This is a genomic window from Variovorax sp. FW305-3-2-15-B-LB1, assembly GCF_058787635.1.
In genome coordinates, this window is the sequence record NZ_JBYSZY010000013.1 from 64,966 (window position 1) to 77,828 (window position 12,863).

Below are 12,863 nucleotides of genomic sequence, written 5' to 3' on the forward strand. Positions count from 1 at the left end.
CTCTTCGCTCTTGTTCAATTGACGCGCCGCGCGTGGCCGGCCCAGTACGGCGTCTGGATCGCCTTGCGTGCGACCTTGCCATTGGCGTTCTTCAGCAGCGAATCGACGAACTCGATGCGGCGCGGCCGCTTGAAGCCCGCCAGCCGCGCGGCGCAGAAGTCGTCGAGCCCGGCCGTGTCGGGCGAGGCGCCCGGCTTCAGCACGATGTGCGCGGCCACCGCTTCGCCCCACTTGTCGTCGGGCACGCTGAACACGCAGGCCTCGGCCACCGCCGCGTGCTGGTACAGCACGGCCTCGACCTCCGAGGGGTACACGTTGAAGCCGCCGCTGATGACCATGTCCTTCTTGCGATCGACGATGTAGATGTAGCCCTCGTCGTCGGCGCGCGCGAGGTCGCCCGTGTGGTAGCGGCCCTCTTTGAGCACCTCGGCCGTGAGCTCGGGCGCGCGCCAGTAGCCGGCGAAGATGTCCTCGCCGCTCACCACGATCTCGCCCACCTCGCCGGGCGCGACCGGCCGGCCTTCGTCGTCGACGATCTCCACCAGCGACTCCAGGAAAGGCCGCCCGCACGAGGCCAGCCGCTCGGGCATGGCGGCGCGCGCGAACAGGTGGTCTTCCACCGAGAGGCCGCACACGCCCGAGGTGGTTTCGCCCGCGCCGTAGCCCTGCGACAGCACGGGGCCGAACACGTCCATCGCCTGCATGATCCGCGCGGGCGCCATCGGCGCGGCGCCGTAGCCCAGGCGCTGCAGGTCGGGCAGCGGCCGGTAGCGGCCCTGCAGCTCGGCCAGCAGCATGTTGATCATGGTGGGCACCATGAAGGTGTGGGTCACGCGCTCCTTCTTCATGTCGTCCAGGAAGCGCGCGGGCTCGAAGCCGGTGAACAAACGGATGGTCGCGCCGCTGCACAGCGCCGGCACGATCTGCATGCCCGAGGCGTGCGTGATCGGCCCCACCAGCCCCAGCAGGTCGCCCGGGCGCAGGCCCTCGCTGCGCGAGAGGAACTTGCGCAGCTGGGCCAGCCGGTTGCCGAAGGTCTGCATCGCGGCCTTGAGCACGCCGCTGGAGCCCGAGGTGTAGTGCAGCACCGCCAGCTCGTCGGCGCGCACGCGCTCGCAGGTGAAGGCGTCGCTCGCGAGTGCGAGCTGGCCTTCGTAGGAAGCAGGCGTGCTTTCGGCGGCGTCGAGCAGCAGCAGCTTGGGTGCCGCGCCCTTCAGCAGTGGCAGGAAGGTCTCGGCGCGCGCGGCGGTGGTGACGATGAGCGCGGCGTCGCTGTTCTCGATGACCTCGGCCACCTCGACCGGTGCGAGCCGCGCGTTCATCGGCGCCTTCACCAGCGCGGCCTTGTAGCAGGCCAGCTCCAGCTCGACGATCTCGACGCAGTTGGGCAGGTACACGCCCACGCGGTCGCCGCGCTGCAGGCCGAGGCCGCGCAGGGCATTGGCCAGGCGGTTGGCGCGCCGGTCGAGCTGTTCGTAGGTGCAGGCGCGCTGCGGGCTGGTCACGGCGATCTGCCGGGCATGCAGGCGGGCGGCGCGGGATGCGAGTTCGCCGACGTTGGCGACCTCGGGCGAAAGTGAGGGCAAGTTGTCTCCTTGAGGCCGGTGCCTGTGCACCGTGGGGAGAACTTTCGCAAACAACGCCGCCGCACAACAAATACCGATTGCTGATGCGCAGCCATCACAAAAGATGATGGCCCCGGCGCGCGATCTTCCTGCCCGCGATGGCTATGGCTTGCCGTCGCCCAGGAACTGCGCGTCCCAACGCCCCGAGGCGATCATCGAGCGTGCCTCGTCGGCCAGCGCCTGTCTCACGACCTGCGTGGCCGCGTCGGGCGCCTTGCCGGCCGGCGTGGCCAGGTGGTAGGTGCGCGCCAGCTCGGGCTCGACGATGCGTGCAATCAACCAGTTCGGCTGATCACCCGGCCCGTCCGCAAGTGCGCAGGCGGGCGTGACCGTGAAGCCCGCGCCCGCCAGGTAGAGCGAGCGCAGCACGCGCGCCGAGTCGTGCTCGTGCACCACGTTGAGTTCCACGCCTACGGCCTCGGCCGCCGCCTCGACGCGCTGGCGGATGCTGAAGCGGCGCGACTGCAGCACCAGCGGCAGGTTCGCCGCGCGCGCGAAAGGCACCGTGGGACGCGCGGGCGCACCCTTCTTCCCGCGCCCGCCCTTCGCACTTTTTCCGAGCAGTGCCGCCACCTCGCCCTTCGCATCGAAGCCGCAGAGGAACATGCCTTCACGCACGAAGGGACGCACGTCCAGCCCCTCGACACTGGGGGTGTCGACCAGCAGGCCGATGTCGGCGCGGCGATCGACCATCGCCTTGCGCACCATCAGGCTCAGGTCGTCGATCACGAACACGCGGATGCGCGGGTGCGACTGCTTCAGCCGCGCCAGCACCGGCCCGAGCAGCAGCGAGGCCAGCAGGAACGGCACCGCCACCGTGACCGAGCCCTCGGGCCCGTCGGGCGCGCGCTGCAACCGCTCGCGCATGGCCGCGGCATCCGACAGCAGGCGCCGCGCGTCCTGGTACAGCTGCAGCCCCGCGGCCGTGGGCGTGACACCGACATGCGAGCGGTCGAACAGCTGCGTACCGAGCTCGGCCTCGAGCTTCTTGATCTGCGCGGTCAGCGCGGGCTGCGCCACGTACAGCGACGCGGCCGCGCGCGACAGGCTGCCGGCTTCGAGCACCGCGATGAAATAGCGAAGAGACCTCAAGTCCATGGGGCGGGCGGGAGAAAGATGGGGCCGCCCATTGTGGCCCCGTCGCCGACTCAGCTTGCGAGGGCCTTCACTGCGATGCGCGTGGCCGAGGCGACCACGTCGTTGCGGCCCTTCGCGTCCTTGTCGGGGAAGGTCAGGTAGACCGACAACACCAGCGGCGCGCCCGACGGCGGCCACAGCACGCCGACGTCGTTGGTGCTGCCGTAAGAACCCGCGCCGGTCTTGTCGCCCACACGCCAGCCTTTGGGCACGCCGGCCAGGAAGCGTTCGGTGCTGGTGGTGTTGCCGAGCAACCATTCGCGCATCTGCTCGCGCTGCGGCGCGCCGAGCGCGTCGCCCAGCGCGAGCCGCTGCACGGTGTCGGACATGGCCGCAGGCGTGGTCGTGTCGCGCGGGTCGCCGGGAACGGCGGTGTTCAGCTCAGGCTCGGTGCGGTCGAGGCGGAAGGTGGTGTCGCCGATGCGCCGCGCGAACGCGGTGACGGCGGCCGGTCCGCCCAGCACCTTCAGCAGCAGGTTGGCGGCGGCGTTGTCGCTGTACTGCATGGTGGCGGCGCACATCTCGTTCACGGTCATGCCGGTGGCGAGGTGCTTCTCGGCGACCGGCGAGTGCGACACCAGGTCGCCCTTGCCGACGCTGATGCGGCGCCCGAGCAGGCTGGCGTCGGTCGCGCTGCGTTCGAGCACGGCGGCGGCGAGCACCAGCTTGAAGGTGCTGCACAGCGGAAAGCGCTCGTGCGCACGGTGCTGCAGGCGCGCGCCGCTGCCGGTGTGGAAGCCCGACACGCCCAGGCGTCCGCCGCAGGCGCGCTCGAGTTCGGCGAGCTGCGTTTCGGCGTCCGACTGCGCGCCCTTCTTCGGCCATGCGCTGCAGGCGCCGGCAAGCGGGGTCACGGCGGCGGCGAGCAACAGGGTGCGGCGCTGGATCAGAGGGTTCATGTGCGTGCGTCTTTCTTTTCGCGAGTGAATGGAATGAAAGGCATCGTAGGAGCGCCGCTGCCGCGCTTCCAGCGCCCGGGGCGCGCACGGCGTCCCGGGTGTATCAGGTGTAACGCCATTTCATCATTCAACCTTCGGGTTGAATTTTCTTCGGGACCGATCTATATTCAACTTCATGGTTGAACTTGAAATCGAAGACGCACGGCTCGACGCCGTGTTCCACGCCCTGGCCGACAGCACGCGGCGCACCATGCTGCAGTTGCTTGCGCAGGGTGAGTGCAGCGTGGGCGAGCTGGGCGCGCCATTCCGCATGTCCTTCGCGGGCGCCTCCAAGCACGTCAAGACGCTGGAGCGCGCGGGGCTGGTGTCGCGCACCGTGCAGGGCCGTGCGCACGTATGCCGGCTGGAACCGGCGGCGCTCGCCACGGCCGATGCGTGGCTGCGCGCGTACGAAGTCTTCTGGAACCACCGCCTGGACGCGCTGGCGGATGCGCTGCGGCGCGATGCCCACGACGACGGCCACAGCCGCGCGTGAGCACCTTCTCTCTCTTCACCTACCCAAGGAGCACCGACCCATGACCACGACCCTGAAGCACAGCCTGGGCACGCAGACCGAGCCCGGCACCCTGCGCATCGAACGCATCCTGCCCGGCCCCATCGACCGCGTGTGGACCTACCTCGTCGACCCGGAAAAGCGCCGCAGCTGGCTGGCCGGCGGCACCATGGCGCAGGCGCCGGGCGCGGTGTTCGAGCTGCGCTTCCAGCACACCGAGCTGTCGGGCGAGGTGGCGCCCGAGCGCTTCGCGGCCTACCGCGAGACCCATGTGCAGCACTCGCGCGTGCTGCGCATCGAGCCGCCGACCCTGCTGGTCATCAGCTGGGGCAGCGAGCGCGAGGACGCGTCCGAGGTCAGCTTCGAACTGTCGCCGCAGGGTGCGCAAGCGACGCACCTGGTGCTCACGCACCGCCGCCTGCCCGACCGCAAGGAAACGCTGAGCGTGGCCAGCGGCTGGCACGCGCACCTGGGCGTGCTCGACGAGGTGCTGCACGGGCGCGCGCCGCAAGGCTTCTGGACGCAGCTGGAGGCCGCCGAGGCGGCCTACGCGACGCACATCCGCTGAAGGCCTTCGGGCGGGCGTCAGGCCCGGCGGGCGGGCTGCGACGGCTCGCGGCAGGGCTGCACGCGGACTGCGCGGCTGATCACCTGCCGCTGCTCGCGCGCGCCCTTGAGCAGGCGCTCGGCCGCGACCCTGCCGTGAGGCACCGGCGCGCCCTCGCCCATTTCCGACACGGCCACGAACACCGTCTGCCCGCCTTCGAGCACCGCCTGCGTCTTCGGTTGCGACTTGCCCGCGTAGAGCGGTGCATCGTCGATGTAGGCCTCCAGCGAGTGCGCGCCCGGCGCCACGCACAGGCGCGTGAAGCCGTTGGGCATCAGCGCGGCATGGAACTCGCCGTCGACATACACATGCGCCGCGCCCGTGCTGGGCGTGGATGTGGCGCGGCGGAAGAACACGACCTGCGCCAGCTCGGGCACCACCGCGGGCGCGGGCCGGTACACGGCCCCCTTGCGCGCGGTCGTGGCCGATACCGCGACGGGCACGGCCATGTTCATCGGCTCGGAAGGCGGCGGCATCGGCGGCAGGGGCACGTACGCCGTGACCGCGACGGGGCCGCAGCCCGCGACCAGCGTGGAGGCGGCGAGCAGCCAGCGGCCCGCGCGCAGGCGGGGATGGAAGGAAAGGAATCTGGACAAGGACATGGCGTGCTTCGAGCGCCTTCAGAAAAAAGGCAGCCATCTGGCGAAGAGAAGGAAGAGCGGGCCGGCCGGAAAACGGCCAGCGCTCAGGGAACGAAGCACTCTAGGAAAAACCACCGAGGCAGGCCATCGGACGAATCCGAAAGCGGTGCGCGATGGCGTGGGCCCGCGCTGAAAACGCGGGCCCGGCGGCGCGTCGGCTCAGGCCGCGCGCAGCCGGCGGGCCGCGATGCGCACCGGCATCGACAACAGGATCTGCGCCATGCTCTTGCCCAGCGGGTCGGTGCGCAGCGACGCCATGCCGCCGCCGCCCAGCGCCGCTTCGCAGACGAAGTTGAAGGCGCCGATGCCAGGCAGCTCGTAACGCGTCACCTCGCCTTCGACCAGGTGCGCCATGTAGGCGCGCACGGCCTGCGCGCTGAGCTGCTCGCGCAGCACGGGCAGGAAGCGCGGCTCGCGCGCGAGGATGCCGATGTTCGAGACGTCGCCCTTGTCGCCGCTGCGGCCATAGGCCAGGCGGATCAGCGGCACCTCGAGCCATTCGTCGTCCGTGTCCGGGTCGGTGGCGTCTGCCTGCGGCGCCACCTCATCGGCCACGGCAACCTCCGCTGCCTGCGCCCTCACGGCTACGGGCCACGACTCGCCCGCCATCTCGACCACGGGCGTGAACAGCGCCTTGTCCACGAGCAGCGGAAACTGCCGGATCGACAGCGCCACCGACGGCCGCCCGCCGCCCAGGCCGGTGGTGCCGGGCGCCCACGAGGTGCCGGCCGCCGAGATCTCGCGCGCGAAGAGTTCGAGCGGCGCCTTGTCCGCGTGCGTGACGGCCACGCGCAGCACCGCCTGGCGCGGCGGCTGGGCGGTGGCGTGCGGGCCGTAGCACTGCTCGGCGCCCAGCACGTCGATGTGGGTGGCCGAGAAGTCGGCCCAGCCGCGCTGCGCGAACAGGTCGCGCGTGCGGCGCAGCATGGCCTCGCCGCTGCGCCGCGCCTTGGCGGCGGCGTCGAAGCCGACGATCAGCAGCTCGGCGTTGCAGCGGTAGCCCGCGGCATAGGTGGCCGTGACCTTGTAGCGGCCCGAGGGCGCACGTCCTTTCGCGCCCGAGACGCGCACCCGGTCCGCACCCACGGCCTCGATCTGCACGGCGCGAAAGTCGCAGGTCACGTCGGGCAGCAGGTAGGCCGCGGGGTCGCCGATCTCGTACAGCAGCTGTTCGCCCACGGTGGCGCGGCTCACCAGCCCGCCGGTGCCGGGCGGCTTGCCGACGACGAAGCTGCCGTCGGCCGCGCATTCGACCACCGGGTAGCCGATGTGGGCCCAGTCGGGCACCTGCTCCCAGTCGGTGTGCAGGCCGCCGGTGGCCTGCGCGCCGCATTCGATGATGTGGCCGGCCAGGCTGCCGCCGGCGAGGCGGTCCCAGTCGTCGTCGGCCCAGCCGAATTCGTGCATCAGCGCGCCGAGCGTGACGGCGCTGTCGACGCAGCGGCCGGTGATGACGATCTGTGCGCCGGCATCGAGCGCCCGCGCGATCGGCACGGCGCCCAGGTAGGCGTTGGCGCTCACGAGGCGCTCGGGCAGCGGCGCGCCCGTGCTCATGTGGCCGATGCCCTGCGCGCGCAGCGCCTCGGCATGCGGCAGCGCGTCGTCGCCGGTGACCACGGCAATGCGCGGCGCGAGCCCCATGCCGGCCGCCAGTTGCGTGAGCGCGGCGGCGCAGGCGCGCGGGTTCACGCCGCCGGCGTTGGCGATCACGCGGATGCCCTGACGCATCACGTCGGGCAGCACGGCGGCCATGGCGGTGGTGACGAAGTCGGTGGCGTAGCCGGCGTCGGGGTTCTTCAGCTTCGCGCCGGCCAGCAGCGACATCGTGAGTTCGGCCAGGTAGTCGAACACGAGGTAGTCGATGCCGCCGTGCGCCACGAGCTGCGGCGCGCCCGTGCTGCTGTCGCCCCAGAAGCCCGAGGCGCCGCCGATGCGCACGGTCTTCTGCTGCGTGTGGGGGCTGTTCATCGCGCGGCTCATTCGGGTTCGATGCCGGCCGCGCGGATCACGCGGCCCCACTTCTGCGACTCGGCGGCCTGGAACTTCGCGAGCGCCTCGGGCGTGCCGGTGGCGGCCTCGCCGCTGGAGATGGCCTGGTAGGCGACGATGGCCGGCGAGGCCGACACCTTCACCAGCATCTCGTTGAGCTTGCGCGTGACGGCCGCGGGTGCGCCCGGCGGCAGGTAGACCGCCGTCCAGTACGACATGTCGTAGCCCTTCACGCCCGCCTCGGCCACGGTCGGCAGCGCGGGCACGGCGGCCAGGCGCTTGTCGCCGCTCACGGCCAGCGCGCGCAGCTTGCCGCTCTTGACGTGCGGAAGCGCCGTGGGCGCGTCGGCGAACATGAAGTCGACCTGCCCGCCCAGCAGGTCGGTGATGGCCATCGGGTTGCTCTTGTAGGGCACGTTCACCATGTCGATGCCCGCCATCTGCTTGAGCAGCTCGCTCGCCACGCGGCTGGACGAGCTGCCGCTGCCGAAGTTGAGCTTGCCCGGCGATTTCTTCGCCGCTGCCACGAGGTCGGCCACCGACTTGATCGGCGAATCGGCCCCCACCAGCAGCAGCATGTGGCCCTTGGACAGCAGCCCGACCGGCGTGAAGTCTTTCACCGGGTCGTAGGGCAGCTTCTTGTACAGGTGCTCATTGGCCGCGTGCGTGGTGTTGGTGGTCATGAGCAGCGTGTAGCCGTCGGGCGCGGCCTTGGCGACGTACTGCGCGGCCAGGAAGCCGCTGGCGCCGGCGCGGTTCTCCACGATCACCGGCACCTTGTACTCGGTGGTCAGTGCCTGCGCGATGGTGCGCGCCTGCTGGTCGGTGCCGCTGCCGGCCGCGAACGGCACGACGACGGTGAGCGGCTTGGCGGGGTAGTCCTGCGCGTGGGCAGGTGCCGCCGCCGCGACCGCGAAGGCCAGGACCGCGCCAAGGCGGAAGATGGAAGTGCGCATGGATGATGTCTCCGGTGGGATGTAGTTTTTGAGAAGGGAAAGGATGCGGTCGCTCAAATGCTGTCGCGCGGCGGCACCGGCGGCGCACCGAGCGCCGCGTTGTGCTCGCCCAGCCGGGGCGCGACCGCGCGGTGCGCGGGCCGCACGCCGTCGATGGACATCGGCAGCGCCGTGAGGCGGAAGTCTTCGCCCGGCACCGGCTGCAGCATGCCCAGTGCCTCCACCTGCGGATGCGCGACGGCCTCGGGCACGGTGTGCACCGGCGCGCAGGGCACGCCGGCGGCAGTGAAGCGCGCCATCCAGTCGGCGCGGGTGCGCGCGCGCAGCAGCGGGCCGATCTCTTCGAACAGCGCCGCCTTGTGCTGCAGCCGCTGGCGGTTGCCGGCAAAGCGCGCGTCGGTGGTCCAGTCGTCGCGCCCGAGTTCGTGCGCGAACTTGGCGAAGAGCCGGTCGTTGCCGCAGCAGATCAGGAGCGGCGCATCGGCGGTATCGAAAGATTCGTAGGGCACGAAGCCCGGATGGCCCGAGCGGTGGCGCTCGGGCAGCCGGCCTTCGTTGACGTAGGCGTCGGCCTTCTGGCCGGTCCAGACCAGCGCGGTCTCCAGCAGCGAGGTGCTCACCACGCCGCCCCGCCCCGTGAGGTGGCGCCGCTGCAGCAGCGCCAGCGCGCCGATCACGGCCCACATGCCGGTGCCCTGGTCGCAGACCGAGGCGCCGGTGCGCATCGGCGGATCGTCGGGCCCGCCGTTGATGCTCGACAGCCCGCTGAAGGCCTGGATCAGTGGCTCGTAGCCCGGCTGCATGCGCAGCGGGCCGGTGTGGCCGAAGGCCGAGATCTCGCAGTAGATGAGCCGCGGATGGCGCGCGCACAGCGACGGGCCGTCGATGCCCATCGACTGCGTGACGCCCGGGCGCAGGTTGTGGATGAGGATGTCGGCGCCGGCCGCGAGGGTCTCGAAGGCGGCCATGCCCTCTTCGCTCTTCAGGTCGATGGCGACCGAGCGCTTGCCGCGGTTGAAGACGTGGAAGTTGAGCGCGTCGCCGTGGCGAAAGGCCGGGCCCATGTGGCGCGCGTCGTCGCCGCCCTCGACGCGCTCGAGCTTCACGACGTCGGCGCCGAGATCGGCCAGGATCGCGCCCGCGAAGGGCCCCGCCAGCACCTGCCCGAGCTCGAGCACCCGGATGCCTTCCAGAATTTTGGTGTCCATGTCACGGGGGCGCGGGGGCCCCTTGTCTCCGTGTATCGAATGCGCCAGTCTCGGCGTCGCACATTGATCTGTGAAGAACAATATTCCTATATCTGTGATAACTTGGATGGATCAATCCACAGCCACTCTGGGAAGGCCGCGTCCGTGCGAGTCGACATCACGCTGCAGCAGCTCGAGGCCTTCGTCGAGGTCGCGAAGACCGCCAACTTCCGCGCTGCCGCACAGGCCCTGCACGTGTCGCAGCCGGCGCTGAGCCGCACGGTGCGCATCGTCGAAGACCTGGTGGGCGCGCGCCTGTTCGACCGCGACACGCGGCACGTCGAGCTCACACCGGCGGGGCGCGAGCTGCTGCCGATCGCGCTGCGCATCCTGGAGAACTTCAACAGCTCGTTCAGCGAGCTGTCGCAGTTCCTCGAAGGCCGCAGCGGCCACCTCACCATCGCGGCGCTGCCCTCGACCGGCGTGGCGCTGCTGCCCGGCGCCATCGCCGAGTTCCGCCAGCAGCATCCGCAGGTGCAGTTCTCGCTGATCGAAGGGCCGGCCGAAGCGGTGCGTGCCGCGGTGGACGAAGGCCGCGCCGACTTCGGCCTCAGCGTGCGCCCCGGCACGCACGAGCCCCTGCTGTACCGCCACCTGCGCGACGACCCCTTCGTGCTGCTGTGCCGGCGCGACGACCCGCTGGCCGCGCGCGCCTCGGTGTCGTGGTCGGTGTTCGCGACGCGGCCCTTCATTGCGAGCAGCTTCCAGAGCAGCATCCGGCCGATCACCGACGCCGCCTTCCTGCAGCGCGGCCTGCAGGTGCAGCCCGCGCTCGAATACCCGAGCGTGGCCGTGGCGGGCGCGCTGGTGGCGGCCGGCCTGGGGCTCACCGCCCTGCCCCGGCTCGCGCTGCAGCTGTCGCAGAACGACGAGCTGGCCACCGTGCCGCTGCAGCGCCCGCTGATGTCACGGCCCATCGGGCTGGTCACGCGGGCGGGGCGCTCGCCTTCGCCCGTGGGCCGCGCCTTCATGGACCTGCTGCACCGTCGGGAATCGTCCCGCAGCTGACCGGCGCACGGTGCGCTGCGGCATGATCGACGCCATGCACAGCACGCCCCCGTATCCCCTGGTCATCGTCAAGGTCGGTGACACCCATGACGCGCTGCGCGAAGGCCGCGGCGACTTCGAACACTGGATCGCCGACGGCCTCGGCACGCAGACCCTGCCCCTCGTGGTGGTCGACCCGCGCCGCGGCGACACGCTGCCCGCGCCCGGCCAGGTCGCGGGCGTGGTCGTCACCGGCTCGCACGCGATGGTGTCGCACCGCGAATCCTGGAGCGAAACCACCGCCGCCTGGCTCGCCGAACTGGTCGCGCGCGACACGCCCGTGCTCGGCATCTGCTACGGCCACCAGCTGCTGGCGCACGCGCTCGGCGGCGAGGCCGGCCACCACCCGGGCGGCCCCGAAGTTGGCACGGTCACCGTCACGCTCGATGCCGCCGCCGCCGGCGACGCCCTGCTGGGCGACCTGCCCGCGCAGTTCCCGGCGCAGGCGATCCACTGGCAGAGCGCGCTGCGCCTGCCCGAAGGCGCGGTGAAGCTGGCCCACAGCGCGCACGAACCCGTGCACGCCTTCCGCGTGGGCGCGCAGGCCTGGGGCCTGCAGTTCCATCCCGAATTCGACGCCCAGACCATGGGCGGCTACATCGAGCTGCTGGCCCGCGACCTCGCCGCCGACGGGCTCGATGCCGCGGCGCTGCGCGAAGGCGTGCGCCCCACCGACGCGGCGGCGAGCCTGCTCGGGCGCTTCGCACGGATCGTCGAGGCCAAGGCGCAGCCAACCGTCTGAGGGCGCCGACGGGGCGTCGGCGCGCGACTACAAAAAGCGGGCCCCGCTTGGGTTAAGGTGCGGTTCCTTTCGCAGCTTTCCCCGCCTCATGACCACGCCTTCGTCCCCGCCGGCCCGCAAGCACTTCTCGATGATTCGCGGCTTTCACCTGGCCGATGTGTTCACGCTCGGCAACGCGGCCTGCGGCGTCGGGGCGGTGTTCTTCGCGATGGCCTTCATGCGCAGCCAGTCGCTCGCCCACTTCTACTGGGCCGCGGCGCTCGCCCCGGCCGCTTTCATCTTCGACGTGCTCGACGGCCGCATCGCGCGCTGGCGTCAGACCCAGTCGGCGCTCGGACGCGAACTCGACTCGCTGGCCGACGTGATCTCCTTCGGCGTGCTGCCCGCCGCGCTCGGCTTCGCCGCCGGCCTGGACGGCGGCTGGGACTGCGCCGTGCTCATCTATTTCGTCGGCTGTGGCGTGAGCCGGCTCGCGCGCTACAACGTGACGGCCGAGGCGCTCTCGGCCGGTGCCGACAAGGTGAAGTACTTCGAAGGCACGCCGATCCCGACCAGCGTGGTGCTGGTGGGCGTGCTGGCCTACGCGGCCTCGAAGGGCGCCCTAGGCGCCAACGTGTGGGGCGGCGCCTGGACGCTCGGCCCCTGGCAGCTGCACCCGCTGGTGCTGCTGTTCGCGCTCTCGGGCACGCTGATGATCAGCAAGACCCTGCGCATCCCCAAGTTCTGACCGCAGCTCTGCCCCGCTCACCAAGGAGACCCCGCATGACGATGAAGCTGTATTTCGACCCGCGCAGCCGTGCGCAGGTCGCCAAGTGGATGCTCGACGAAGCCGAGGTCGACTACGAGATCGTGCCCACCCTCATCCGGGAGGGCGCCCACAAGCGCCCCGAGTTCCTGAAGATCAACCCGGCCGGCAAGCTGCCGGCGCTGGTCGACGGCCGCACCCGCATCTTCGAGAACGCGGCCATCTGCATGTACATCGCCGAGAAGTACCCCGGCAAGCGCCTGGCACCGGCCGTGGGCACGCCCGAGCGCGGGCGCTACCTGTCGCTCATGGTCTATTCGACCGCGCAGCTCGAGCCCTCGATGGGCGACAGCCTGCTGAAGATCAAGAGCAACAACAGCGCGCGCGGCTGGACCGATTTCGAGCAGGCCAAGGACGCCGTCGAACGCGAACTCGGCGACGGCCCCTACCTGTTCGGCGCCCAGTTCACGGCCGCCGACGTGATGATCGGCTCGATGCTCATCTGGCACCGCGCCTTCGGCGGGCGCACGAACCGGCCCCAGCTCGACGCCTACATCCACCGGTTGCAGGCGCGGCCCAGGGGCATGAAGTTCGGGTGAGGTAAGTGGCAAGGCGTGCCGCGCTGGCGACAGTGTGCGGCGGAGGTTCATCCTCTAATCGGTCCCTCTTTTTCGA

The 12,863-nt window shown here is 71.0% G+C and carries 13 protein-coding genes; 6 read left to right on the top strand and 7 right to left on the bottom strand.

Features of this window, described 5'->3' with window-relative positions:
* Nucleotides 1–14: 14 nt before the first annotated feature.
* The 3 genes from AC3WQR_RS10875 to bla all read right to left on the bottom strand — a co-directional run bounded on the left by AC3WQR_RS10875 (nt 15) and on the right by bla (nt 3,661).
* The gene (locus AC3WQR_RS10875; RefSeq protein ID WP_492742026.1) at nt 15–1,586 is read right to left on the bottom strand and encodes an AMP-binding protein; all 1,572 of its coding nucleotides are present in this window, start codon (nt 1,584–1,586) and stop codon (nt 15–17) included.
* Between the two features lie 141 nt (nt 1,587–1,727).
* Entirely contained in the window at nt 1,728–2,723 is a 996-nt protein-coding gene (locus AC3WQR_RS10880) for a LysR family transcriptional regulator (protein WP_492742027.1), read from the bottom strand.
* 50 nt (nt 2,724–2,773) lie between these two features.
* Nucleotides 2,774–3,661, bottom strand: coding sequence for a class A beta-lactamase (gene bla / locus AC3WQR_RS10885; RefSeq protein ID WP_492742028.1), 888 nt, complete (start codon nt 3,659–3,661; stop codon nt 2,774–2,776).
* A 175-nt stretch (nt 3,662–3,836) separates the two neighbouring features.
* On the opposite strand from bla, the gene AC3WQR_RS10890 reads away from it, so the two are divergent.
* Nucleotides 3,837–4,196, top strand: a complete 360-nt coding sequence (locus AC3WQR_RS10890; protein ID WP_492742029.1) for an ArsR/SmtB family transcription factor — start codon at nt 3,837–3,839, stop codon at nt 4,194–4,196.
* A gap of 40 nt (nt 4,197–4,236) precedes the next feature.
* Nucleotides 4,237–4,782, top strand: coding sequence for an SRPBCC family protein (locus AC3WQR_RS10895; RefSeq protein ID WP_492742030.1), 546 nt, complete (start codon nt 4,237–4,239; stop codon nt 4,780–4,782).
* A 17-nt stretch (nt 4,783–4,799) separates the two neighbouring features.
* On the opposite strand, the gene AC3WQR_RS10900 is transcribed toward AC3WQR_RS10895, so the two are convergent.
* The 4 genes from AC3WQR_RS10900 to AC3WQR_RS10915 form a co-directional block, all read right to left on the bottom strand.
* Complete coding sequence (locus tag AC3WQR_RS10900) at nt 4,800–5,423, bottom strand: hypothetical protein (protein ID WP_492742031.1); 624 nt, start codon at nt 5,421–5,423, stop codon at nt 4,800–4,802.
* A 198-nt stretch (nt 5,424–5,621) separates the two neighbouring features.
* Entirely contained in the window at nt 5,622–7,430 is a 1,809-nt protein-coding gene (locus AC3WQR_RS10905; RefSeq protein WP_492742032.1) for an acyclic terpene utilization AtuA family protein, read from the bottom strand.
* An 8-nt stretch (nt 7,431–7,438) separates the two neighbouring features.
* Complete coding sequence (locus AC3WQR_RS10910) at nt 7,439–8,407, bottom strand: Bug family tripartite tricarboxylate transporter substrate binding protein (RefSeq protein WP_492742033.1); 969 nt, start codon at nt 8,405–8,407, stop codon at nt 7,439–7,441.
* Nucleotides 8,408–8,460: 53 nt separating this feature from the next.
* Nucleotides 8,461–9,615 carry a CaiB/BaiF CoA transferase family protein gene (locus AC3WQR_RS10915; protein ID WP_492742034.1) on the bottom strand — a complete coding sequence of 385 codons (1,155 nt, stop codon included), beginning with the start codon at nt 9,613–9,615 and terminating at the stop codon, nt 8,461–8,463.
* Between the two features lie 144 nt (nt 9,616–9,759).
* On the opposite strand from AC3WQR_RS10915, the gene AC3WQR_RS10920 reads away from it, so the two are divergent.
* From AC3WQR_RS10920 to AC3WQR_RS10935, 4 genes are all read left to right on the top strand, one after another.
* Nucleotides 9,760–10,662 carry a LysR family transcriptional regulator gene (locus AC3WQR_RS10920; RefSeq protein WP_492742035.1) on the top strand — a complete coding sequence of 301 codons (903 nt, stop codon included), beginning with the start codon at nt 9,760–9,762 and terminating at the stop codon, nt 10,660–10,662.
* A 34-nt stretch (nt 10,663–10,696) separates the two neighbouring features.
* Nucleotides 10,697–11,443, top strand: a complete 747-nt coding sequence (locus AC3WQR_RS10925) for a glutamine amidotransferase (protein WP_492742036.1) — start codon at nt 10,697–10,699, stop codon at nt 11,441–11,443.
* Between the two features lie 88 nt (nt 11,444–11,531).
* Nucleotides 11,532–12,170 carry a CDP-alcohol phosphatidyltransferase family protein gene (locus AC3WQR_RS10930; RefSeq protein ID WP_062475593.1) on the top strand — a complete coding sequence of 213 codons (639 nt, stop codon included), beginning with the start codon at nt 11,532–11,534 and terminating at the stop codon, nt 12,168–12,170.
* 35 nt (nt 12,171–12,205) lie between these two features.
* A complete protein-coding gene (locus AC3WQR_RS10935; protein WP_492742037.1) occupies nt 12,206–12,787 on the top strand; it encodes a glutathione S-transferase family protein in 582 nt (193 codons plus the stop codon).
* The last annotated feature ends 76 nt before the right edge of the window (nt 12,788–12,863 follow it).

Excerpts from the sequence above, each read along its gene's own strand:
- AC3WQR_RS10930 (WP_062475593.1), top strand. The coding sequence starts at position 11,532 with ATGACCACGCCTTCGTCCCCGCCGGCCCGCAAGCACTTCTCGATGATT.
- AC3WQR_RS10910 (WP_492742033.1), bottom strand. The coding sequence starts at position 8,407 with ATGCGCACTTCCATCTTCCGCCTTGGCGCGGTCCTGGCCTTCGCGGTC.
- AC3WQR_RS10880 (WP_492742027.1), bottom strand. The coding sequence starts at position 2,723 with ATGGACTTGAGGTCTCTTCGCTATTTCATCGCGGTGCTCGAAGCCGGC.
- AC3WQR_RS10925 (WP_492742036.1), top strand. The coding sequence starts at position 10,697 with ATGCACAGCACGCCCCCGTATCCCCTGGTCATCGTCAAGGTCGGTGAC.
- AC3WQR_RS10895 (WP_492742030.1), top strand. The coding sequence starts at position 4,237 with ATGACCACGACCCTGAAGCACAGCCTGGGCACGCAGACCGAGCCCGGC.
- bla (WP_492742028.1), bottom strand. The coding sequence starts at position 3,661 with ATGAACCCTCTGATCCAGCGCCGCACCCTGTTGCTCGCCGCCGCCGTG.
- AC3WQR_RS10905 (WP_492742032.1), bottom strand. The coding sequence starts at position 7,430 with ATGAACAGCCCCCACACGCAGCAGAAGACCGTGCGCATCGGCGGCGCC.
- AC3WQR_RS10890 (WP_492742029.1), top strand. The coding sequence starts at position 3,837 with ATGGTTGAACTTGAAATCGAAGACGCACGGCTCGACGCCGTGTTCCAC.
- AC3WQR_RS10935 (WP_492742037.1), top strand. The coding sequence starts at position 12,206 with ATGACGATGAAGCTGTATTTCGACCCGCGCAGCCGTGCGCAGGTCGCC.
- AC3WQR_RS10900 (WP_492742031.1), bottom strand. The coding sequence starts at position 5,423 with ATGTCCTTGTCCAGATTCCTTTCCTTCCATCCCCGCCTGCGCGCGGGC.
- AC3WQR_RS10915 (WP_492742034.1), bottom strand. The coding sequence starts at position 9,615 with ATGGACACCAAAATTCTGGAAGGCATCCGGGTGCTCGAGCTCGGGCAG.